This is a genomic window from Sphingopyxis granuli (genome assembly GCF_001559015.1).
Lineage (GTDB): Bacteria > Pseudomonadota > Alphaproteobacteria > Sphingomonadales > Sphingomonadaceae > Sphingopyxis > Sphingopyxis granuli.
Genome location: NZ_CP012199.1, coordinates 352,459 through 373,682 on the forward strand (window position 1 = coordinate 352,459; position 21,224 = coordinate 373,682).

Consider the following 21,224-nt stretch of genomic DNA (forward strand, 5'->3'; position numbering starts at 1 on the left):
GTCGCGAACGCGGCGACGCTCGGCGGTTGAAATCGGGGCGGTTGCGCTTAAACCCCTGCCATGACCGAACAGCTTAACATCGTCCTGTCGCAGATGACGCAGGCGGTCGGCGACCTTGCCGCCAACGCCGATGCGATGCGCGCGGCGCGCGCGCGGTACCCCGACGCCGACCTGATCCTGTTTCCCGAACTGCAGCTGATCGGCTATCCGCCCGAGGATCTGGTGCTGAAGCCCGCGCTGGCCCGGCGCGCGGCGGCGCTGCTGGGCGACCTGGCGGCCGAGACCGGCGACGGCGGTCCGGCGATGCTGGTCGGGTCGGTCGAGCGGGGCGACGACGGGCGACTCTATAATATCGTCGCGCTGCTCGACGCGGGGCGGGTGGTCGCGACGCGGCGCAAGCACGAGCTGCCCAATTACGGCACCTTCGACGAAAAGCGCGTGTTCGCGCCCGGCCCGCTGCCCGACGTCGTCACGTGGCGCGGGGTGCGGCTGGGCCTGCCGATCTGCGAGGACGGCTGGCTGCCGACGGTGTGCGGGCATCTGGCGGCGCAGGGGGCCGAGCTGCTGATCTCGGTCAACGGCAGTCCCTATGAGATCGACAAGGACGACCGCCGCCTGACGCAGGTGTTCGCGGCGCGCGTCGCCGAAACCGGGTTGCCGCTGATCTTCCTCAACCGCGTCGGCGGGCAGGACGAGCTGGTGTTCGACGGCTGCTCGTTCGTGCTGAACGCCGACGGGGCGCCCGCGCACCGGCTGATCGACTGGGGCGGGGAGGATCGCGTCACGCGCTGGACGAAGGGGGCGGACGGCTGGGCGTGCGCGCCCGGCGACCTCGCCGAATGGGAGGCGCACCCTGCCGACATATACAGCGCGATGATCGTCAGCCTGCGCGACTATGTGATGCGCAACGGCTTTCCCGGCGTCGTGCTCGGCCTGTCGGGGGGGATCGATTCGGCGCTGTGCGCCGCGATCGCCGCCGATGCGCTGGGGCCGGACAAGGTCTGGTGCGTGATGCTGCCGAGCCGCTTCACCAGCCGGGAAAGCCTCGACGATGCGCGGGGCTGCGCGCAGATGATCGGGTGCCGGCTCGACACCATCGCGATCGGCCCCGCGGTCGAGGCGTTCGACGCGATGCTGGCGGACAGCTTCGCCGGCCGCGCGGTCGATGCGACCGAGGAGAATATCCAGTCGCGCATCCGCGGGGTGACGCTGATGGCGTTGTCGAACAAGTTCGGGCCGATGCTGCTGACCACCGGCAACAAGAGCGAAATGAGCGTCGGCTATGCGACCATTTATGGCGACATGGCGGGCGGCTACAACCCGCTGAAGGATGCGTACAAGACGACGGTGTTCGCCATCGCGCGGTGGCGCAACGCGCATGTCCCGCGGCTGTCGCGCAACCCGCGCGCGCCGGTGATGCCCGATTCGATCATCACCAAGCCGCCGAGCGCCGAGCTGCGCCCCGACCAGAAGGACGAGGACAGCCTGCCTCCCTATGCGGACCTCGACCGGATGCTGCACATGCTGGTCGAGGAGGAAGCGAGCGTCGACGACGTCGTGGCGCGCCACGGCTTCGACCGCGCGACGGTGGCGCGGATCGAGCGGCTGCTGATGCTCGCCGAATACAAGCGGCGGCAGGCGCCGCCGGGGGTGAAGCTGTCGACGCGCAACTTCGGCCGCGACCGGCGCTATCCGATCACCCACGGGTTCCGGACGGGGTAGGACGACGTTCGGAACGATTCGCGGCGAGGCGCAGAGAAAGAAAAGAGCGCGGCCAAGCCGTCCATTTCTCTTCTTCGCGTCTTCGCGTGAACCATTGTTTCCGCCGGGCGCGCAAAGCCGCTATAGGCGCGCACCATGACCGTCATCACCCGCTTCGCGCCCTCGCCGACCGGCAATCTCCATGTCGGCAACGTCCGCACCGCGCTGCACAACTGGCTGTGGGCGCGCAAGCATGGCGGGCGCTTCCTGCTGCGTATCGACGACACCGACCGCGAGCGGTCGAAGGAGGACTATGTCGAGGCGATCCGCACCGACCTTGCGTGGCTGGGGCTCGACGTCGACGGCGAGGAGCGGCAGTCGGCGCGCTTCGCACTCTATGACGAGGCGTTCGCGCGGCTGAAGGCGGCGGGGCGCGTCTATGCCTGTTACGAGACGCCCGAAGAGCTGGACATCCGGCGCAAGGTGCTGCTGTCGCGCGGGCTGCCGCCGGTGTACGAGCGCCAGCCCGAGGGGGCGCCGGTGCCCGAAGGGCGCGCGCCGCACTGGCGCTTCCGGCTCGACCATGACGCGCCGATCGCATGGACCGACCTGATTCGCGGGCCGCAGCATTTCGAGCCGAAGACGCTGTCCGACCCGGTGGTGCGGCGCGCCGACGGAAGCTGGCTCTATCTGCTGCCGAGCGTGATCGACGATATCGCGATGGGCATTTCGCACGTCGTGCGCGGCGAGGATCATGTGTCGAACACCGCGGCGCAGATCCAGATGTTCGCGGCGCTCGGCGCCGAGCCGCCGGAATTCGCGCACGAGGCGCTGCTCGTCGGCACCGAGGGCAAATTGTCGAAGCGGCTCGGCGCGCTCGGCATGGCGGACTGGCGCGCGGCGGGGATCGAGCCGATCGCGCTCGCGGCGCTGCTCGCGCGGCTGGGGACGAGCGACCCGGTCGAGCCGGTGACGACGCTCGATCCGCTGATCGCGGGCATCGACTTCGCGCGCTTCGGCCGTGCCCCGGCGCGCTTCGACGAGGGCGAACTGGCGCTGCTGAATCAGAAGATTCTCCACCACACCCCCTATGCCGCGGTCGCGCCGCGCCTGCCTGCGGCGATCGACGAAGCGCGCTGGATCGCGATCCGCCCGAACCTGGCGACGGTGGCGGAGGCGGCCGACTGGGTGGCGGTGTTCGACGGCCCCTTCGCACCGCCCGCGCCCGACGCGGCGGACCGGCCGGTGCTCGCGGCGGCGGCGGCGGCGGCGCCGGCGATCGACTGGAGCGCCGATCCCTGGCACGCGCTGACCGGTGCGGCGAAGGCGGCGACGGGCGCGAAGGGTCGCGCGCTGTTCCTGCCGCTGCGCCGCGCGCTGACCGGGCGCGACCACGGGCCCGACATGGGCGAGCTGCTGCCGCTGATCGCAAGGGACGAGGCGATCGCGCGGCTGTCGACGGCATAGACGGGGCGGCTGTCCCGCCCCTGTCCTGCATTGAAAAGGGCGCGGTACGACGCTCTTTGGGTTTGAAGGCGCCTGCTTCTTCGTCACCCCGGACTTGATCCGGGGTCCCGCTTTTCCACGTTGCTGAACGGGACCCCGGATCAAGTCCGGGGTGACGGGCGGCGGCGGAGCGTCCCGGCATCTTGCCCTTTCCGGCTCTCCATTGACAATAGCGGTGACGTTATATTATCACATCAATCGACCCGACCGATAGCGGCGGTCGATACGCGGCGGGGCCGGGTCGGCACAGGCAAGGAGAGATGCCATGACGCTGATACCCCTGATTTCGGCCCTCGCGGCGGCGCCGGAGCGCGCCCCTGCCCCCGCCGGCACCCCCGCCATCCCGGCACCGGGCGCGCGCTACGACCCCGGCGCCGGGCATCGCCCGCTGGCGGCGCTGTTCGCCTTTGGCGTGCCCGCGGCGCTCGTCGTCGCGGTGGCACTGTCGCCGATGATCATCGAGCGCACGCCGACGAGCGCGCCGGTGCCGTGGAAGAGCTTCACCCTGCCCCCGGCGCCACCGCCCGAACCCCAACCGCAGCCGCCGCAGGCCGAGCCGCAGCCGTCGGCGATGACGACGACGGTCTCGCCGCTGCCGCCGGTCGCGGCGGACCCGCCGTCGGTGCCGCCCGCGCCGCCGCTGACGCCGCCGTCGGGCAGCGGGGCGGGTGTGGCGGTCGCGGTCGATCCGCCGATCCCGCCGCGCCCGGCGCTCGTCGCCGCCGCGGTCGATCCGCGCTTCGCCGGGACGTTCCAGCCCGACTATCCCGCGCGCGAGCAGCGCGCCGGGATCGAGGGCGTCGTCCGCGTCCGCGTGCTGATCGGCACCGACGGACGGGTCAAGGCGGTCGAACTGGTCAGCACCGACGACCCCGCCTTCTTCGAGGCGACGCGCAGGCGCGCGCTGTCGAAATGGCGCTTCAAGCCCGCGACGCGCGGCGGCGTGCCCGAGGAAAGCTGGAAGGAAATGACCGTCCGCTTCCAGATTCGCGACGCCTGACGGCGCAGCGAGTTGGGAGCGGATGCGCTTGCCCCGTTCTCGCGCAGCATCGTTCTCCGCCATGCTGAACCGATTTCAGCATCCATGATCGGACCCTGCGACAGGCACCGCCCGGCTTTTGCCGGGCCGCTGGAAGTGTGGTTGTCTTTGAGCGAACAGCCATGTGCTCCCGCGAAGGCGGGAGCCCAGAGTGTCGGAGAGCCAGCGGTGGCGCGATGAGGCTCTGGGTCCCCGCCTGCGCGGGGACACGGCGGTGCTCGATTCAAGAACGATCCAGCCACACGGTCGATAAACCGGCATATCCAGGCCGGGGCAGCCTCTCGCCCGGCCCGGCTTTCGCTTGACATAGGCGCCGAATCCCGCCAAGGGCGCCGGGATGAAGGGGGGCGGCGTGCGACGCGGCCCTCTTTGTTTTTCAGCAATCGCCGGGGCCATCGTCCCGCCGTATGCGCCGGACGGGCCGGCGGATGCGTCAATAGTTCGAGGAACATGAGGCCATGGCCAAGCCGACGACCGTCAAGATCAAGCTGGTGAGCACCGCCGACACGGGCTTTTTCTATGTCACCAAGAAGAACCCGCGCACGATGACCGAGAAGATGGCGGTGCGCAAATACGATCCCGTCGCGCGCAAGCACGTCGAGTTCAAGGAAGCCAAGATCAAGTGACGCCGCGCCCGGCGCGCCCGATGGCGCGCGGGGTTCGAAAGCGCGTCATCCGGCAAAGGCCGGACGATGGACAGAAGGGCGGCCGCGAGCCGCCCTTTTTCGTGCCCGCCGGTGCGGGGCGGCTTCCGGGGCCGTCCTGTCGGACTTGAATCGTATCCCGCCCCATCAGGAGATGGGTGGGGGCAGCGGCCTTGCGCAAGGGTTCGAGCTCGCCCCCGACCCCTCCCGCAAGCGAGAGGGGAGATCGGATGAACGCACGAAATCCGCATGGACCCGCGCCCGTCGGCGGCTGTGGGTCGCTTTCGCAGGCCAATCGCGGACGGGATCGATTCGGGCGTGCTCCGCACCGTCACCCGCGAGGGAGATTGCTTCTTCGCCGTGCTCCTCGCAATGACGATTCCCTATCATGTCATCATGCTCTAACCCGCTGGGCGGAAGGAGCGGGCATGCAGGTGATGATCCTGGGGGCCGCCGGTTTCATCGGCCGGCACATTCTGACCGCGTTGCGCGACGCGGGGCACGAGGCGGTCGCGGTGGTTCGCCGGGTCGGGCACCTCGAGGCGGCGTTTCCGGGGGTCCGGTTCGTGGCGGTCGACCTGGCCGGAGCGACCGATGCGGCGGCGTGGCGCGCGCATCTGGCCGGCGTCGCCTGCATCGTCAACGCTGCGGGCGTGCTGCGCGGGCCCGACATGGAGGCAGTCCACGTCGCGATGCCGCGCGCTGTGTATGCCGCCGCGCGCGACGCGGGGGTCGCGCGCGTGGTGCTGCTGTCCGCGATCAGCGCCCGCGAGGAGGTCGCGACCGACTATGCGCGCGCGAAACTGGCGGGCGAGGCCGTTCTGCGCGCCTCGGGGCTTGGCTGGACGATCCTGCGCCCGTCGCTCGTCTATGGCGACGGCAGCTATGGCGGCACCTCGCTGCTGCGCGGAATGGCGGGGCTGCCGCTGGCCGTCCCGTTGCCCGGCGCGGGCGACCAGCGCTTCACCCCGATCCATGTCGACGATCTGGCGCGCGACGTGGCGCGCCTGTGCGCCGACGACCGCTTCGCCGCGCGGACGCTCGAGCCGGTGGGGCCAGAGACGATCGACCTGCGCGGCCTGCTGCGCGCCTATCGCGGCTGGCTGGGGTTCGGCGCGGCGCGCTTCGTGTCGATCCCGATGCCGGTCATGCGCCTGCTCGGCCGGATCGGCGACCTCGCGGGCGACGGGCCGATCGCGAGCAACAGCCTGGCGCAGCTCGTCGCGGGCAACGCCGGCGACAGCGCCGCCTATGCCCGCGAAACCGGCAGCGCGCCGCGCCGGCTGAACGATGCGCTCGCGGCGCGGCCGGCCGAGGTGCAGGATCGCTGGCACGCGCGCCTCTTCTTCCTCGCGCCCACGATTCGCGCGGCGCTGGCGCTGCTGTGGCTCGCCTCGGCATGGCTCGGGCTGGCGCATGGCGGCGAAGCGGCGCGCGCGCTGGCGGCGAGCCTGGGGCTGCCCGCCGGTCTGGCCGACCCGCTGCGCATCGGCGCCAGCCTGGCCGATATCGCGGTGGCGGCGCTGGTGCTGCTCGACCGCAAGGCGCGCTGGAGCACGGTCGTCCAGATCGGCCTGATCCTCGGCTACACGATCGTCATCGGCCTCGCGCTGCCGCGCCTGTGGCTCGATCCGCTGGGTCCGCTGCTCAAGAATCTGCCGATCCTGCTGCTCGTCGCGGTGCACGGCGCCATCGGGGACAAAAGGTGACCGACCTCTATCTGCTGGTGAAGATGCTGCACATCGTCAGCAGCACCGTGCTGTTCGGCTTCGGCGCCGGGACCGCCTGGTATCTGTGGAACGCCCATCTGACTCGCGACCCGGCGACGATCGCCGCCGTCGGCCGCATGGTGGTGCGCGCCGACTGGATCTTTACCGGCACCAGCGGCGTCGTGCAGCCGGTGAGCGGCTTGTGGCTCGCGCATCACGCGGGCTATTCGCTGACCGAGCCGTGGCTGCTCGCGACATATGCGCTCTATGCGCTGGCCTTTGCCTGCTGGGCGCCGGTCGTCGGCCTGCAGATTCGTGCGCAGCGGCTTGCCGAGGCGGCGGCGCGCGCCGGGCGGCCGCTGGGGCCGGATTACGAGCGGACGATGCGGCTGTGGTTCCTGCTCGGCTGGCCTGCGTTTCTGGGGCTGGTCGGCGTCTTCTGGCTGATGGTGGCGAAGCCGGCGCTCTGGTGAGCGGTCACAGGTCGCGCAGCGGGCGGCGCGAGGTGTCGTCCTCGACGATCGTGCGGATTGCGATCAGCGTGGTGAAGGAATGCACGCCCCTGTCCTCGCCGAGTGCGCGGCGCGTGAAGGCTTCATACTCCTCCATCGACCCGACCTGCACCTTCAGCAGGAAGTCGTCCTCGCCGGTCACGTCCCACGCGCCGGTGATTTCGGGGTGGCGCGCGATCTCGCGCGCGAAGCCGTCCATCGTCTGCGCGCCCGCCTGTTCCATCCGCACCAGCACATGCATGGTCAGCGCCGATCCGGTCAGCGCCGGGTCGACGATCGCGCGGTCGGCGACGATCACCTTTTCGTCGCGCAGCCGCCGCAGCCGGCGCAGTACCGCCGACACCGACAGCCCGACCTTGTCGGCGAGAGTCCGCGCGGGTTCGAGATTGTCGGCGCGCACCAGTTCGAGCAGCCGGCGGTCGAAACGGTCGAGGTCGATCTTTTTTCGCATTCCCTGCGTCATAACGCGAATTTTGGTCGCCGCCATGACCAAAATCGGCGCCAATGGCCGGGCCCGATGGCGTAGATACCTGGCTGCGCCAAGGGTTTCTCCCTTCCCCTCCCTTCTCCTTGCGCGCAACGATCGATTCAGGAGATACGACATGACTCGCAACGCATCCCGTTCGGGCCCGATCGGCCAGTTCTGGACCATGATGATCGAAGCGTCGACCGCCGCGGTGGCGGTTCATTATGATTCGCCGTGGCAGCGGCAGCCCGCTCCGGCAGGCCTGCGCCGGACCGCGCGGCGTTCCGTCCTCGCCTGATCGCGGGCGGAGTTGGAGCGATCGTCTTTGGATGACGCTCCGGTCGACCCGTCATTGCGAGCGGCGAAGCCGCGCGGCAATCCAGAGCGGTGTAAACCGCCCTGGATTGCTTCGCTCCGCTCGCAATGACGAAGTGGGCCAATCCAGGGTCGTCATGTCCCAGTCCGGGGCATCGGAAGCCGTCTTCGGCGCCGGGACACATCGATTGATGGGACGGTCCTAGGCGAAGGCGCCGACGCTTTCGATGAAGCGGATCACCGATATGGGTTTCGAGACATAGGCTTCCGCCCCCGCCGCGCGGATCTGTTCCTCGTCGCCCTTTCCCGCATAGGCGGTCACCGCCATGATCGGCACCGCGCGCAGCGCCGGGTCGGCCTTGACCTGCCCGATCAGTTCGAGCCCGCTGACGTGCGGAAGCTGGATGTCCATGATGATCAGGTCGGGCGCGATCTCGCGCGCCTTCGCCAGCGCATCGCGGCCGTCGCGCACTGGGTGCGCGCTGTAGCCATGGGCGTTGAGCAGGTCGCAGAACAGGCGCAGGTTGAGCTCGTTATCCTCGACGACCAGGACGGTCTTTCCCATGATCTGCCGCTTTCCCCGCTTGCGTCCGCGGCTCGTTTAGGCGAATCGGCGGCCGGACACAATTGCTTCCCATGGAAGGATCGCCTCTTGCGGGATGATGACGCGGCGCTGGCGCTGCGGGCGCTCGGCTGGATCGTCGGCGACGAGCCGCGCGCCGAGCGGCTGCTCGCGACCACCGGGCTGACGCCCGATGGCCTGCGCGCCGCGCTGGGGCAGCGCGCGACGCTGGCGGCGGTGCTCGCCTTCCTGACCGCGTACGAGCCCGACCTTGTCGCCTGCGCCGCGGCACTCGATATAGAGCCGGACGCGCTGGCCGCCGCGGCGCGCCGACTGGAAGGACAGGAAGGACAGGAAGCATGACCCGCCCGCTCGTCATCAGCGATTGCGACGAGGTGCTGATGCACATGGTCGTGCCCTTCGCGCAGTGGGTCGACGAAGCGCACGGCGTGCTGTTCCGCATGGAGGACACGAGCTTCGCCAATGCGCTGAAGCGCAAGGATTGCGGCACGCCGCTGGAGGCGGCCGAGGTGTGGCCGCTGCTCGACGGATTCTTCCGCACCGAGATGGCGCGGCAATATCCGATCCCCGGCGCGGTCGCCGCGATGGCCGCGATCGCGCGCGTCGCCGACATCGTCATCCTGACCAACGTCGGCCCCGACCACCAGCAGCGCCGCGCCGACCAGCTCGCCGCGCTGGGCCTCGACGCGCCGGTGATCGGCAGTCGCGGCGGCAAGGGCGAACCGGTGCGCCGGCTGATCGAGGAGCGCGCGCCGAGCGTCACGGTGTTCATCGACGACCTGCCGAACCACCACCATTCGGTCGCCGCCGCGGCGCCGGGCGTGTGGCGGCTGCACATGGTCGGCGAGCCCGCGATCGCCGGCCGGATTCCCGCCGCCGCGCACGCGCATGCGCGCATCGACGAGTGGGCCGCGGCGCGCGAGTGGATCCTCGCGCGCATCGCCGGCAACCTGCCCGCCCCGCCCCTTTGACCGGACAACCCATGGAAGGATGTATGATGGATATTGCCGCCAAGCTTGCCGAACTCGGCCTGGACCTGCCGACGCCCGCCGCGCCGGTCGCCGCCTATGTGCCCGTCGTCGAGCAGGGGGGGCTGCTGCACGTCAGCGGGCAGCTGCCGTTCCGCGACGGGCAGCTCGTCACCGGGCGGCTGGGCGCCGACATGGACGAGGCGAGCGGCTATGACGCCGCGCGCCGCTGCGCGCTGATGATCGTCGCGCAGGTCGGCAAGGCGGTCGGCGGCGACTGGTCGCGCGTCGAACGGATCGTCAAGCTGGGCGTGTTCGTGAACAGCGATCCCGGCTTCACGCAGCAGCCCAAGGTCGCGAACGGCGCGTCGGAACTGATGGAATCGCTGTTCGGCGAGGCCGGGCGCCATGCGCGCAGCGCGGTCGGCGTTCCGGTGCTGCCGCTGGGCGCGGCGGTCGAGGTCGACGCCATCGTGGCGGTGCGGCCGGCGTAGCGGGCCCGATGGCCGACGCCGACCCGCCCGCGCGGACGATTTCGCTCGGCACCGGGGTCGCCGCGGTCGAGGCGGCGGCGTGGGACGCGCTGGCGGGGGGCGCCAATCCCTTCGTCGGCCATGCCTTTCTGTCGCTGCTCGAGGAATCGGGAAGCGTCGGGCCGGGGACGGGCTGGCAGCCGGCGCCGCTGCTGGTCGACGACGGCGCGGGCGCGCTGGTCGCCGCGGCGCCCGCTTACCTGAAGACGCACAGCCAGGGCGAATATGTCTTCGACCACGGCTGGGCCGACGCGTGGGCGCGCGCGGGCGGCGCCTATTACCCCAAGCTGCAGATCGCGGTGCCCTTTACCCCGGTGCCGGGGCCGCGGCTGCTGGCGGCGGGCGACGAGGACGCGCGGCTGCTGATCCGCGCCGCTGAGGCGGTGGTGCGGCAGAACGCGCTGTCGTCGGCGCACGCGACCTTCGTCGCGCCCGAACAGATGCCGCTGTTCGAGGCGGCGGGATGGCTGGTGCGGCGCGACGTCCAGTTCCATTTCGCCAATCCCGGCTATCGCAGCTTCGACGATTTCCTCGCCACGCTGACCTCCGCGAAGCGCAAGCAGCTGCGCAAGGAGCGCGCGCGCGCGGTGGCGGGGCTGCGGATCGAGCAGGTGACGGGCGATGCGATCGGCCCCGCGCACTGGGATGCGATGTGGGCCTTTTATCAGGACACCGGCGCGCGCAAATGGGGGCACCCCTATCTGACGCGCGCTGCGTTCGACCTGATCGGCGCGCGGATGGCCGATCGCGTACTGCTGATCGTCGCTTATGACGGCGATACGCCGGTCGCGGGGGCGATGCACCTGATCGGTGCCGACACGCTCTATGGCCGCTATTGGGGCTGTGTGGCCGACATCCCCTATCTGCATTTCGAGCTTTGCTATTACCGCGCGATCGACGTCGCGATCGAGCGCGGGCTGGCGCGCGTCGAGGCGGGTGCGCAGGGCGGGCACAAGCTCGCGCGCGGCTATGGCCCCGTCGCGACCTGGTCGGCACATTTCATCGCTGATCCGGGGTTCCGGCGCGCGGTGGCAGATTTCCTGGAGCGCGAACGCGCGGCCGAGATGCAGGAAATGGAATGGCTGGAAGGCCATATGCCGTTCCGGCGGGCGGATTGAACCTCACCCAAAGGCGCGAAGGCGCGCAGAGAATTGCATGGCCGGTTTTCGGATAATCTCACACGAAGACACGAAGAGGGTGTGATGCGACTCGATCGTTGCGCCGGTTTCGACGCCGGCTGGAAAAGGGCCGGACAAAGTCCGGCCAGATAATCTCCGATGACGATCGCGAGTCGGAACGGCAGAAACCGCCCTCTTCGTGTCTTCATGTGAGATTTTCTTCTTCGCGCCTTCGCGTGAGTTTCAAGAACGCCCACGCGGACCGGGCATGACGTCAGGCCGCGAAGCGGCGGGCGGCGGGACGGCGGGCGGTCTCGTCGAGCCAGGCGCGCGCCTGGCGCTGCGCCTCGGCGATTTCGTCGCGGCTCATTTCGTTCGACACGTCGGCGCGGCACTGCTGGCCTTCGACATTGCCGCCGAGCGCGGCGAGGTTGAACCATTTGTGCGCCTGGATCAGGTCGACATCGACCCCGCCGGTGCCGGTCGAGAATGCGACGCCCAGGTCGAAATAGGCACTCGCATCGCCGCGCGCGGCGTCGAGCAGCCGGCTTTCGATCAGATATTGGGCAGACTTCAGACTGTTCGCCATGATAACCCCCTGTCGCCTCCACCCCACATGGAGACCTCGGCCCCAAAGTTGCGGCTTATGGTCAACAAAGCGTTAACGACGCGTCGGTTTTTTGGGGATTAGTAGCGGCGGGCGCTGAAATCCGCGGGTTTTCAAACCATGTTTTCCCGAAAGATTCGTCGCCCCAGCGAAGGCCGGGGTCGCTATCGGCTTACGCGACGATGACGGGAAACGCCGACATCGGCCCCGGCTTTCGCTGGGGCGACGGTGCTACTCGACCGCCAGATTGTCGATCAGGCGCGTGGTGCCGATCCGCGCCGCCGCGAGCAGGCGGGCCGGGGGGCGATATTCGGTCAGGCGTTCGAGGCTGTCGGCGTCGGCGAGCGCGACATAGTCGACGCTGGCGAAGCCGCCCGCGCGGATCGTCGCCTCGGCATCGGCGAGCGCCGCGGCGACCGCGCCGCCGCCGGCGATCGCCGCCGCGGCGGCGCGCAACGCGGCGGGAAAGGCGGCGGCGGCCGCGCGCTGCTCGGCGGTCAGATAGGCGTTGCGCGACGACAGCGCGAGCCCGTCGGGATCGCGCGCGATCGGCGCCCCCAGGATATCGATCGCGAAGTCGAGGTCGCGCGCCATGCGGCGGATGATCGCAAGCTGCTGCCAGTCCTTTTCGCCGAAGATCGCGATGTCGGGGCGCACCTGGTTGAACAGCTTGGCGACGACGGTCGCGACGCCGTCGAAATGGCCCGGCCGCGCCGCGCCGCAATAATCGGCGCCGAGTTCGGCGACCGCGATATGCGTCGCATGGCCGGGCGGATACATGACGGAGACGTCGGGCGCCCAGAGCAGCGCCGCGCCTTCCTCGACCAGCAGCGCGGCGTCGTGCGCCTCGTCGCGCGGATAGGCGGCGAAATCCTCGTTCGGGCCGAACTGCGTCGGGTTGACGAAGATCGACACGACGACATGGTCGGCGACGCGCCGCGCCATCCGCACCAGCGACAGGTGCCCCGCGTGCAGCGCGCCCATCGTCGGGACCAGCGCGACGCTCTTGCGCCCCAGTTTGAGCGCGTCGACCGCGCGACGAAGCGTGGCGATATCACGGATGATTTGCACGGCCGCCCGCCCTCCGATATTGGCGGCGTCCATACGCCACCCCATGCGGCCGCCATGCCGCGCCGACAGGAAAATCGCAACGCTCATGACGAAGCCAGCCCCCCACCGGATCATCTTTGCCAATGAAAAGGGCGGGACGGGCAAGTCGACCTGCGCGGTGCATTTCGCGGTCGCGCTGGCGAGCATGGGGTGGCGCGTCGCCGGAATCGACCTCGACCCGCGCCAGCGCACCTTCCATCGCTATCTCGACAATCGCACCAGCACCGCGAAGCGCCGCGGCATCGAACTGCCCATCCCGCATTTCGAGGTGTTCGAAGGCTCGACGGTCGAGGAACTCGACGAACAGGTCGCGCGGCTGGCCGAGGACGCCGACTATCTGATCGCCGACACGCCGGGGCGCGACGACCCGTTCGCGCGGCACATCGCGACCAGCGCCGACACGCTGGTGACGCCGATCAACGACAGCTTCATCGATTTCGACCTGATCGGCCAGGTCGATCCCGAGACGTTCCAGGTCGTGCGCCCCAGCTTCTATTCGGAGCTGATCTGGGACACGCGCAAGGCGCGCGCCAAGAGCGACGGGCGGACGATCGACTGGATCATCCTGCGCAACCGCCTGCAGCATGTCGACGCGCACAACATGCGGCGCGTCGGCGAAGCGCTGAACCAGCTGTCGCGGCGCGTCGGCTTTCGCGTCATCCCCGGCCTCGGCGAGCGCGTCATCTATCGCGAGCTGTTCCCGGCCGGGCTGACGCTGCTCGACAAGGCGCATCTCGGCGGCATGGGGATGGGGCATGTCGTCGCGCGGCAGGAACTGCGCGAGGCGATGGCGGGACTGAACCTTCCGGCGCGCGAGCGGTTTCATCCCGATGGCGACCTCTTCGCCGTCGCGTAACCCCTTCGCGCAGGAGCATTGTTGATGACCGCCGTTTCCGAGCCCGTTGCCGCCCACGTCTTTCACCCGACGATGCTGCGCGAATATGATATCCGCGGCATCGTCGGCGACACGCTGACCGCCGACGATGCGCGGGCGATCGGCCGCAGCTTCGCGACGCTGATCCGCCGCGCCGGCGGCCGGCGCATCGCCGTCGGCTATGACGGGCGGCTGTCGTCGCCGATGCTGGAAGAGGCGCTGGTCGAGGGGATCAACGCGGCGGGGGTCGATGCGCTGCGCGTCGGGCTGGGGCCGACGCCGATGCTCTATTACGCCGCGTCAACCGAAGACGTCGATGGCGGCATACAGATAACCGGTAGCCATAATCCCCCCGATTACAATGGCTTCAAGATGGTGTTTCAAGGACGCCCCTTCTTCGGCGCCGACATCAGGCGGATCGGCGAAATGGCCGCCGCGGGCGACTGGGACAGCGGCGAGGGTACGGCGCAGAGCATCGATATCGTCGACGCCTATGTCGATCGGCTGGTCGAGGGATTCGCCGGCGGCGCCTTTCGCATCGGCTGGGACGCCGGTAACGGCGCGGCGGGCACCGTGATCGAAAAACTCACCGCGCGGCTGCCCGGGGAGCATCATCTGCTGTTCACCACCATCGACGGCCATTTCCCGAACCACCATCCCGATCCGACGGTCGAGGCGAACCTCGCCGATCTGCGCAAGCTGGTCGCGGAGAGAAGCCTCGATTTCGGCGTCGCTTTCGATGGCGATGGCGACCGCATCGGCGCGATCGACGGCCAGGGCCGCGTGATCTGGGGCGACCAGCTGCTGCAAATCTATGCCGCCGCGGTGCTCAGGGAGCATCCGGGCGCGACGATCATCGCCGACGTCAAGGCGAGCCAGGCGCTGTTCGACCGCGTCGCCGAGCTGGGCGGCACGCCGCTGATGTGGAAGACCGGGCACAGCCTGATCAAGGCGAAGATGAAGGAAACCGGCAGCCCGCTCGCCGGCGAAATGAGCGGGCATATCTTCTTCGCTGACCGCTATTACGGCTATGACGACGCGCCCTATGCCGCGGTGCGGCTGATCGAGGCGGCGACCAAGCTGGGCAGGAGCGTCACCGAATTGCGCGACGCGATGCCGGCGATGGTCAACACCCCCGAATTGCGCTTCCAGGTCGACGAGGCGCGCAAATTCGCCATTGTGGACGAAGTTCTCGATCGGCTGACGGCGGCGGGCGCGCAGGTCGACCGCACCGACGGCGCGCGCGTGCTCACCGACGACGGCTGGTGGCTGCTGCGCGCGTCGAACACGCAGGACGTGCTCGTCGCGCGCGCCGAGGCGCGGGACGAGGCGGCGCTTGCGCGGCTGCTCGCGGCGATCGACGACCAGCTCGCGCAGTCGGGGGTGGAGCGCGGGGAAAGCGTGGGGCATTAGGCGGCTCATGAAACCATCCCCTTCAGGGGGGTGGTAACCGCGCGAGGTAAAGCAAGGTTTCCGGCCCCCACCCGCCGCGACTAGGGCCCGGCTGACGCCGGATCCAAGTCTCGCTGCCCTCCCCTGAAGGGGAGGGCGATAAACGGTGATGCAAAATCCCTGCCAGATTGACGGTCGCCGCGTCGCTGCGCTAACGCCCCAGCGGGGGCCCGAACGGATCTGACCTGCCTATGACCGACGAATCCACTGCTGCACCTTTGGCCGAAGGCGACCATGGCGTCGCCGAGCATGTCTCGCACGTCCAGCAGGATGCGGCGGCGGGCAACGGGCTCGCGGTCGTGTCGATCGCCAAGAGCTACGACAAGCGCGTCGTGCTGTCCGACGTGTCGCTGTCGGTCGGCAAGGGCGAGGTCGTCGGCCTGCTCGGCCCGAACGGCGCGGGCAAGACGACCTGCTTCTATTCGATCATGGGGCTGGTGAAGCCCGACGCCGGGCGCATCATGCTCGACGGCGCCGACATCACCGAACTGCCGATGTATCGCCGCGCGATCCTGGGCCTTGGCTATCTGCCGCAGGAAACCTCGATCTTTCGCGGCATGACGGTCGAGCAGAATATCGCCGCGGTGCTCGAACTCGCCGAGCCCGACCGGCTGGCGCGTCAGCAGCGGCTCGACGAGTTGCTCGACGAATTCGGGCTGACGCGGCTGCGCAGCGCGTCGGCGATGGCGCTGTCGGGGGCGGAGCGGCGGCGTGCCGAAATCGCGCGCGCGCTGGCGGCGAACCCGTCGATCATGCTGCTCGACGAACCCTTCGCGGGGATCGACCCGATCTCGATCGCCGACATCCGCGACCTCGTCGCCGACCTCAAGACGCGCGGCATCGGGGTGCTGATCACCGACCACAATGTTCGCGAGACGCTCGACCTCGTCGACCGCGCCTGCATCATCTATGACGGCAAGGTGCTGCTCGCGGGATCGCCCGCCGAACTGGTCGCCGACCCCGAAGTGCGCCGCCTGTACCTGGGCGAGGGCTTCTCGCTGTGAGGGATTCGGCAGCCCCTCGAAGCGCCCTGTGTTCCCGCGAAGGCGGGAGCCCAGAGCGTTTTCATGCTTCGTTGCGCGTCGACGCCCCGGGTTCCCGCCTTCGCGGGGACACACGGACATATTGATCGCATAGCCGGTCATGGCGTTGGGTCCGCGCCTCGATCTCCGCCAGTCGCAATCGCTGGTGATGACGCCGCAGCTCCAGCAGGCGATCAAGCTGCTCGCGCTGTCGAACCTCGAACTCGAGGCCTATCTGGCCGAGGCGCTCGAAGGCAATCCGCTGCTCGACACCGCCTCCGCCGACGGCGACGGGGCGGGCGACGAGCGCGGGGAAGAGGCGGGCGAGGCGGCGCCCGAGGCCGCCGATGAAGGCCCCGATGCCGAACCGACGCTCGCCTCCGACGCGGGCAGCGACCTCGACGTCGATTTCGACGAGCGCTTCCACCACGACAGCGCGAGCGACAGCGTCGGGCTGTCGGGATCGGGCGAGGCCGTCGATTTCGACAGCTTCGCGGGTGCCGAGGGCACGCTCTACGACCATCTGCTCGCGCAGGTCGGCGAGCGCTTCGACGGGATCGAGGCGATGGTCGCCGAACAGATCGTCGCGCTGATCGATGAGGCGGGCTATCTGCGCGCCGACCTCGCCGACCTCGCGCAGCGGCTCGGCGTGCCGCTGGCGCTGGTCGAGGCGGTGCTGGCGGGGGTGCAGGGCCTCGACCCCTCGGGCGTCGGCGCGCGCGACCTCGCCGAATGCATCGCGATCCAGGCGTGCGAGGCCGACCGCTACGACCCCGCGATGGCGACGATGATCGCGCACCTCGACCTGGTGGCGAAGGGCGCCTTTCCGCAGCTCAAGCGCATCTGCGGGGTCGACGACGAGGATCTGGCCGACATGATCCGCGAGCTGCGCGGCTACGATCCCAAGCCGGGGCTGCGCTTCGGCGGCGGCGCGGCGCAGGCGGTCGTCCCCGACCTGTTCGTGCAGCGCACCGCGCAGGGCTGGGCGGTCGAGGTCAACAGCGGCACGCTGCCGCGCCTGCTGGTCAATCGCCGCTATTACAGCGAGCTGGCGCGCGGGGCGGCGGCGAAGAGCAAGGCATGGCTGTCCGAACAGCTCGCGGGCGCCAACTGGCTGGTGCGCGCGCTCGACCAGCGCCAGCGCACGATCGTCAAGGTGGCGAGCGAGATCGTCCGGCAGCAGGAGGGCTTCTTCCTCCACGGCGTCGCGCACATGCGCCCGCTGACGCTGCGGCAGGTCGCCGAGGCGATCGGGATGCACGAATCGACCGTCAGCCGCGTCACCAGCAACAAATATCTGTCGTGCGCGCGCGGCCTGTTCGAGCTGAAATATTTCTTCTCGAGCGGCATCGCGGCGACCGACGGCGACGGCGCGGTGTCGGCCGAGGCGATCAAGAGCCGGATTCGCGCGCTGATCGAGGCCGAGGATGCCAAGGCGATCCTGTCCGACGAGACGATCGCGCAGAAGCTGGCGGCCGAGGGCCATGCGGTCGCGCGGCGCACGGTGGTCAAATATCGCGAGGCGATGGGCTATGGCTCGTCGGTGCAGCGGCGGCGGCAGAAGGCGCTGGCGGGGTAGGCGGGACGTTGCCGCGGCCCCGCTGCCATGTCGGTGATCTTTGGATGATTCGCGCAGCGGTGCAAAGATCGCAGAGAGAGGAAATGGGCGGCAATGCGGCCCGTCTTTTTCATTCCGTCGCAATCGGGTGCGTCGGGTGAAGCGGTTCGCCGGCTTCTCTGCGAACTTTGCGCCTCGGCGCGAATCTTTTCCGGGCCGATCGGCGGCGGCGCGGTTGACTTTTCGCCGGCTTCGCCATAGGTGCGCGCCTTCGCGTGACAACGCTCAGACCTTTACGGAAAAGATCATGAAGATTCGCAACAGCCTGAAGTCGCTGAAGGACCGCCATCGGGACAACCGCGTGATTCGTCGCCGCGGCCGGACCTATGTGATCAACAAGACCAACCGCCGCTTCAAGGCGCGCCAGGGCTGACGGCCTTGCCGGGACCACGGGTCCCCGCGCATCTGCGAGCCAGCGTGACGCCGTCGGATGCTTCCGGCGGCGCTTTCGCGTGTCGGGAGCGGCCATGATCCGCCAAAGCGTGATCTTCGACGTCGGCAAGGTGCTGTTCGACTGGGACCTGCGCCACCTGTTCGCCAAGCTGATCGACGACCCGGCCGAGCTGGAATGGTTCGTGACCCACGTCGTTACCTCCGAATGGCATTTCCAGCACGACGCGGGGCGCCCGCTTGCGGAGATGGTGCCCGAGCGCAAGGCCGAATTCCCGGCGCACGGCGCGCTGATCGATGCCTATGCGACGCGCTTCAACGAGACGATCCCGGGGCCGGTGCCCGGCAGCCTCGACCTTGTCGCGCGGCTCGACGAGGCGGGAGTGCCGCTGTTCGCGATCACCAATTTCGGGCATGAATTCTGGCAGGCCTTTCGCCCGACGCAGCCGGTGTTCGACCGGTTCCGCGACATCATCGTGTCGGGCACCGAGCGGCTGACCAAGCCCGACGCGGCGATCTATGCCCTCGCGATCGAGCGATTCGGTATCGACCCGGCGGGCGCGCTGTTCGTCGACGACAATGCCGCCAATGTCGCGGGCGCCGAAGCCGCGGGCATCGCGGCGCATCTGTTCAGCGATGCGGCGGGGCTGGAGGCCGAGCTGGCGGCGCGGGGATTTCTGGCGCGATAATTCTATTTCACGCGAAGACGCGTAGCCATCACATGAAGCCCGATCGGATGAAAACCCACGTGCTCCCGCGAAGGCGGGAGTCCAGAGCGACACAGGCCAGCGTCGGCCAGGACGCTCTGGGTCCCCGCCTGCGCGGCGACAGGTTAAAGAGCTCGCGCTTCGGCCTCTTCGCGCCTTTGCGTGGGAGTCCCGGAAAAAGCCCTATTTCTCCACCCCGAGCTGGGTCAGCACGAAGGCATATTCCTCGGCATCCTCGCGCAGCGCGCCCCAGCGGCCCGACTTGCCGGCGTGGCCCGCGCCCATGTTGGTGCGCAGCAGCAGCGGCGCGTCGTTGGTGCGCGTGGCGCGCAGCTTCGCGACCCATTTCGCGGGCTCCCAATAGGTGACGCGCGGGTCGTTGAGGCCCGCCGACACCAGCATCGGCGGATAGGCTTTTGCCGTCACATTGTCATAGGGGCTGTACGACAGCATATAGTCGAACGCCGCCTTGTCGGTGATCGGATTGCCCCATTCGGGCCATTCGCCGGGGGTCAGCGGCAGCGTTTCGTCGACCATCGTGTTGATCACGTCGACGAAGGGCACCCCCGCGAGTACCGCGCCCCACAATTCGGGCGCCTCGTTATACACCGCGCCCATCACCTGCCCGCCCGCCGAGCGGCCCTCGATCGAGATCCTGCCCGCGCTGGTATAGCCTTTCGCGATCAGCCCCTTCGCGACGTCGATGAAGTCGTGGAACGTATTCTTGCGCCGGCCGGTCTTGCCCGCGAGATACCATGCGCGGCCGAGATCGTCGCCGCCGCGGACATGCGCGATCGCATAGATCATCCCGCGATCGACGAGGCTGAGCCGCGTCGTCGAGAAGCCCGGCGCGACGCGATAGCCGTAGCTGCCGTAGACATAGAGGTGCATCGGCGCGCTGCCGTCACGCGGCGTGCCCTTCCTGTAGACGAGCGAGGCGGGAATCATCGTCTGCCCGTCGCGCGAGGGAAGATTAACCCATTCGGTTACATATTGACTTGCATCATAACCCGAAGGGATTTCCTGCACTTTCAGTGTTTCGAGCGTGCCGGCGGCGACGTCATAGTCGTAGACGGTGTCCGGGGTGACCATCGATTCATAATCGATGCGGATCTTGTCCTGATGATATTCGGGATTGTCGCCGAGCCCCGCGACGTAGGTCGCCTCCGGAAAGGCGATGCGCCCCGGCGTCAGCGGCGCGTCGTAGCGGCGCACGTCGACCTGATCGAGCCCGTCCTCGCGGCTTTCGAGCACGAAATAGTCGCGGAAGACCGACAGGCCGGTGATGTAGCTGTGGTCGGACCCCGCGATCAGCGTCGTCCATTCGCCGGGCGCGGAAAGGCTGGCGGTCGCGACGCGGAAATTGGGATGGTCGTCGTTGGTCAGGATGTAGAGCGTGCCCTCGCGCTCGTCGACGCTGTACTCGCGGCCCTTCCGGCGCGGCGACACGAGCAGCGGTTTCGCCTCCGGATCGGCGGCGGGGAGCAGATAGACCTCGCTCGTTTCGTTGTCGCCGGTCGCGATGACGATGTAATTGTCGGCGGCGGTCTTGCCGATGCCGACGCCGAAGCCGATGTCGGCCTCCTTGTAGAGCAATTTGTCCTCGGCCACCGGGGTGCCCAGCCGGTGCAGATGGACATTGTCGGTGCGCCAGTTCTCGTTGGCGAGGCCATAGAGCAGCGCGTCGCCGCCCGCGGTCCACACCAGCGCCGACAAAGTGCCGGGGATGACGTCGGGCAGCATGGCGCCGGTTTCGAGATCGCGGAAGCGCACCTCGAACCGTTCGGAGCCATTGTCGTCGACGGCATAGGCCATCAGGCGGCCGTTCGGGCTGACCGCCATGTCGGAGAGGCGGAAATACTCCTTGCCCGCGGCGAGCGCGACCTCATCGAGGATCAGCTGCGCGTCGCCGCCCGCGACGGGGCGGCGGTACCATTTCTTATACTCCGCCCCTTCCTCGAATTCGATCCAGTAGAGCCAGTCGCCGTCCTTCTGCGGCACGCTGGCGTCGGCCTCCTTGATGCGGCCCTTCATTTCCTGGAACAGCGTTTCGACCAGCCCCTCGTGCGGCTTCATCGCCGCGTCGAACCAGGCGTTCTCGGCCTTCACATAGGCGAGCACGTCGGGGTCGTCGACCACCGGATAGCTTTCGTCGCGCAACCAGTGCCACGGGTCGGACAGCGTCGTGCCGTGCAGGGTCAGCGTATGCGGGCGCTGCTCGGCGACGGGCGCGGAGGGCAGGGGGACGGCGGGCTGGGTCAACGCTTTTTCTTCCTCTTCGGCGAAAACGGGAACGGTCCCGACAAGCAGGGTGGCAATTGCCGCCAGAAACGCCCAAATAGCGCGCATC

The 21,224-nt window shown here is 68.9% G+C and carries 23 protein-coding genes; 18 read left to right on the forward strand and 5 right to left on the reverse strand.

Features of this window, described 5'->3' with window-relative positions:
- Window positions 1-60: 60 nt before the first annotated feature.
- The 7 genes from SGRAN_RS01715 (at window position 61) to SGRAN_RS01740 (ending at window position 7,072) form a co-directional block, all read left to right on the forward strand.
- On the forward strand, window positions 61-1,722 hold the full coding sequence (locus SGRAN_RS01715) for an NAD+ synthase (RefSeq protein ID WP_067180193.1): 1,662 nt from the start codon (window positions 61-63) through the stop codon (window positions 1,720-1,722).
- Between the two features lie 135 nt (window positions 1,723-1,857).
- A complete protein-coding gene (gene gltX, locus SGRAN_RS01720) occupies window positions 1,858-3,168 on the forward strand; it encodes a glutamate--tRNA ligase (protein WP_067180197.1) in 1,311 nt (436 codons plus the stop codon).
- A 304-nt stretch (window positions 3,169-3,472) separates the two neighbouring features.
- Window positions 3,473-4,207: an energy transducer TonB gene (locus SGRAN_RS01725; protein WP_067180201.1), complete on the forward strand. Its 735-nt coding sequence runs from the start codon at window positions 3,473-3,475 to the stop codon at window positions 4,205-4,207.
- A 497-nt stretch (window positions 4,208-4,704) separates the two neighbouring features.
- A complete protein-coding gene (gene rpmG / locus SGRAN_RS01730; protein WP_067113762.1) occupies window positions 4,705-4,872 on the forward strand; it encodes a 50S ribosomal protein L33 in 168 nt (55 codons plus the stop codon).
- A 267-nt stretch (window positions 4,873-5,139) separates the two neighbouring features.
- Entirely contained in the window at window positions 5,140-5,295 is a 156-nt protein-coding gene (locus SGRAN_RS22485; RefSeq protein ID WP_172709598.1) for a hypothetical protein, read from the forward strand.
- A gap of 23 nt (window positions 5,296-5,318) precedes the next feature.
- Entirely contained in the window at window positions 5,319-6,599 is a 1,281-nt protein-coding gene (locus SGRAN_RS01735; RefSeq protein WP_067180204.1) for an SDR family oxidoreductase, read from the forward strand.
- Window positions 6,596-7,072: a DUF2269 family protein gene (locus SGRAN_RS01740; RefSeq protein WP_067180207.1), complete on the forward strand. Its 477-nt coding sequence runs from the start codon at window positions 6,596-6,598 to the stop codon at window positions 7,070-7,072. The genes SGRAN_RS01735 and SGRAN_RS01740 overlap by 4 nt, the downstream gene beginning before the upstream one ends.
- A 4-nt stretch (window positions 7,073-7,076) precedes the next feature.
- On the opposite strand, the gene SGRAN_RS01745 is transcribed toward SGRAN_RS01740, so the two are convergent.
- Window positions 7,077-7,562 carry an Lrp/AsnC family transcriptional regulator gene (locus SGRAN_RS01745; protein WP_067186801.1) on the reverse strand — a complete coding sequence of 162 codons (486 nt, stop codon included), beginning with the start codon at window positions 7,560-7,562 and terminating at the stop codon, window positions 7,077-7,079.
- A gap of 151 nt (window positions 7,563-7,713) precedes the next feature.
- Here SGRAN_RS01745 and SGRAN_RS22490 point away from each other — a divergent pair, with 151 nt between their 5' ends.
- Window positions 7,714-7,875, forward strand: a complete 162-nt coding sequence (locus SGRAN_RS22490) for a hypothetical protein (protein ID WP_156483138.1) — start codon at window positions 7,714-7,716, stop codon at window positions 7,873-7,875.
- Between the two features lie 219 nt (window positions 7,876-8,094).
- Here the strand turns inward: SGRAN_RS22490 and SGRAN_RS01750 are convergent, their stop codons facing one another.
- Entirely contained in the window at window positions 8,095-8,457 is a 363-nt protein-coding gene (locus SGRAN_RS01750; RefSeq protein ID WP_067113488.1) for a response regulator, read from the reverse strand.
- An 87-nt stretch (window positions 8,458-8,544) separates the two neighbouring features.
- Here SGRAN_RS01750 and SGRAN_RS22875 point away from each other — a divergent pair, with 87 nt between their 5' ends.
- The 4 genes from SGRAN_RS22875 to SGRAN_RS01770 are packed head-to-tail and all read left to right on the forward strand — an operon-like array spanning window position 8,545 to window position 11,094.
- The gene (locus tag SGRAN_RS22875; RefSeq protein ID WP_067180210.1) at window positions 8,545-8,817 is read left to right on the forward strand and encodes a DUF3572 family protein; all 273 of its coding nucleotides are present in this window, start codon (window positions 8,545-8,547) and stop codon (window positions 8,815-8,817) included.
- A complete protein-coding gene (locus SGRAN_RS01760) occupies window positions 8,814-9,446 on the forward strand; it encodes a hypothetical protein (protein WP_067180213.1) in 633 nt (210 codons plus the stop codon). The genes SGRAN_RS22875 and SGRAN_RS01760 overlap by 4 nt, the downstream gene beginning before the upstream one ends.
- A gap of 26 nt (window positions 9,447-9,472) precedes the next feature.
- On the forward strand, window positions 9,473-9,937 hold the full coding sequence (locus tag SGRAN_RS01765) for a RidA family protein (RefSeq protein ID WP_067180217.1): 465 nt from the start codon (window positions 9,473-9,475) through the stop codon (window positions 9,935-9,937).
- An 8-nt stretch (window positions 9,938-9,945) separates the two neighbouring features.
- Window positions 9,946-11,094 carry a GNAT family N-acetyltransferase gene (locus SGRAN_RS01770; RefSeq protein ID WP_067180227.1) on the forward strand — a complete coding sequence of 383 codons (1,149 nt, stop codon included), beginning with the start codon at window positions 9,946-9,948 and terminating at the stop codon, window positions 11,092-11,094.
- Window positions 11,095-11,368: 274 nt separating this feature from the next.
- Here SGRAN_RS01770 and SGRAN_RS01775 read toward each other — a convergent pair whose 3' ends face one another.
- Window positions 11,369-11,683: an SEL1-like repeat protein gene (locus tag SGRAN_RS01775; RefSeq protein ID WP_067113472.1), complete on the reverse strand. Its 315-nt coding sequence runs from the start codon at window positions 11,681-11,683 to the stop codon at window positions 11,369-11,371.
- 249 nt (window positions 11,684-11,932) lie between these two features.
- On the reverse strand, window positions 11,933-12,772 hold the full coding sequence (gene panC, locus SGRAN_RS01780) for a pantoate--beta-alanine ligase (protein ID WP_067186803.1): 840 nt from the start codon (window positions 12,770-12,772) through the stop codon (window positions 11,933-11,935).
- Window positions 12,773-12,857: 85 nt separating this feature from the next.
- Between panC and SGRAN_RS01785 the strand changes: the two genes are divergently transcribed.
- From SGRAN_RS01785 to SGRAN_RS01810, 6 genes are all read left to right on the forward strand, one after another.
- Window positions 12,858-13,667: a division plane positioning ATPase MipZ gene (locus tag SGRAN_RS01785; RefSeq protein ID WP_067113470.1), complete on the forward strand. Its 810-nt coding sequence runs from the start codon at window positions 12,858-12,860 to the stop codon at window positions 13,665-13,667.
- Between the two features lie 24 nt (window positions 13,668-13,691).
- Window positions 13,692-15,098: a phosphoglucomutase/phosphomannomutase PgmG gene (gene pgmG / locus SGRAN_RS01790; RefSeq protein ID WP_067180230.1), complete on the forward strand. Its 1,407-nt coding sequence runs from the start codon at window positions 13,692-13,694 to the stop codon at window positions 15,096-15,098.
- 230 nt (window positions 15,099-15,328) lie between these two features.
- Complete coding sequence (lptB, locus tag SGRAN_RS01795; protein WP_210434189.1) at window positions 15,329-16,141, forward strand: LPS export ABC transporter ATP-binding protein; 813 nt, start codon at window positions 15,329-15,331, stop codon at window positions 16,139-16,141.
- Window positions 16,142-16,280: 139 nt separating this feature from the next.
- A complete protein-coding gene (rpoN, locus tag SGRAN_RS01800) occupies window positions 16,281-17,738 on the forward strand; it encodes an RNA polymerase factor sigma-54 (protein ID WP_067180232.1) in 1,458 nt (485 codons plus the stop codon).
- A 286-nt stretch (window positions 17,739-18,024) separates the two neighbouring features.
- Window positions 18,025-18,150, forward strand: coding sequence for a type B 50S ribosomal protein L36 (gene ykgO, locus SGRAN_RS01805; RefSeq protein WP_003046794.1), 126 nt, complete (start codon window positions 18,025-18,027; stop codon window positions 18,148-18,150).
- Between the two features lie 94 nt (window positions 18,151-18,244).
- Window positions 18,245-18,856, forward strand: a complete 612-nt coding sequence (locus SGRAN_RS01810; RefSeq protein WP_067180234.1) for an HAD-IA family hydrolase — start codon at window positions 18,245-18,247, stop codon at window positions 18,854-18,856.
- Window positions 18,857-19,057: 201 nt separating this feature from the next.
- Here SGRAN_RS01810 and SGRAN_RS01815 read toward each other — a convergent pair whose 3' ends face one another.
- Window positions 19,058-21,223 carry a S9 family peptidase gene (locus SGRAN_RS01815; RefSeq protein WP_148650777.1) on the reverse strand — a complete coding sequence of 722 codons (2,166 nt, stop codon included), beginning with the start codon at window positions 21,221-21,223 and terminating at the stop codon, window positions 19,058-19,060.
- Window position 21,224: the final 1 nt, after the last annotated feature.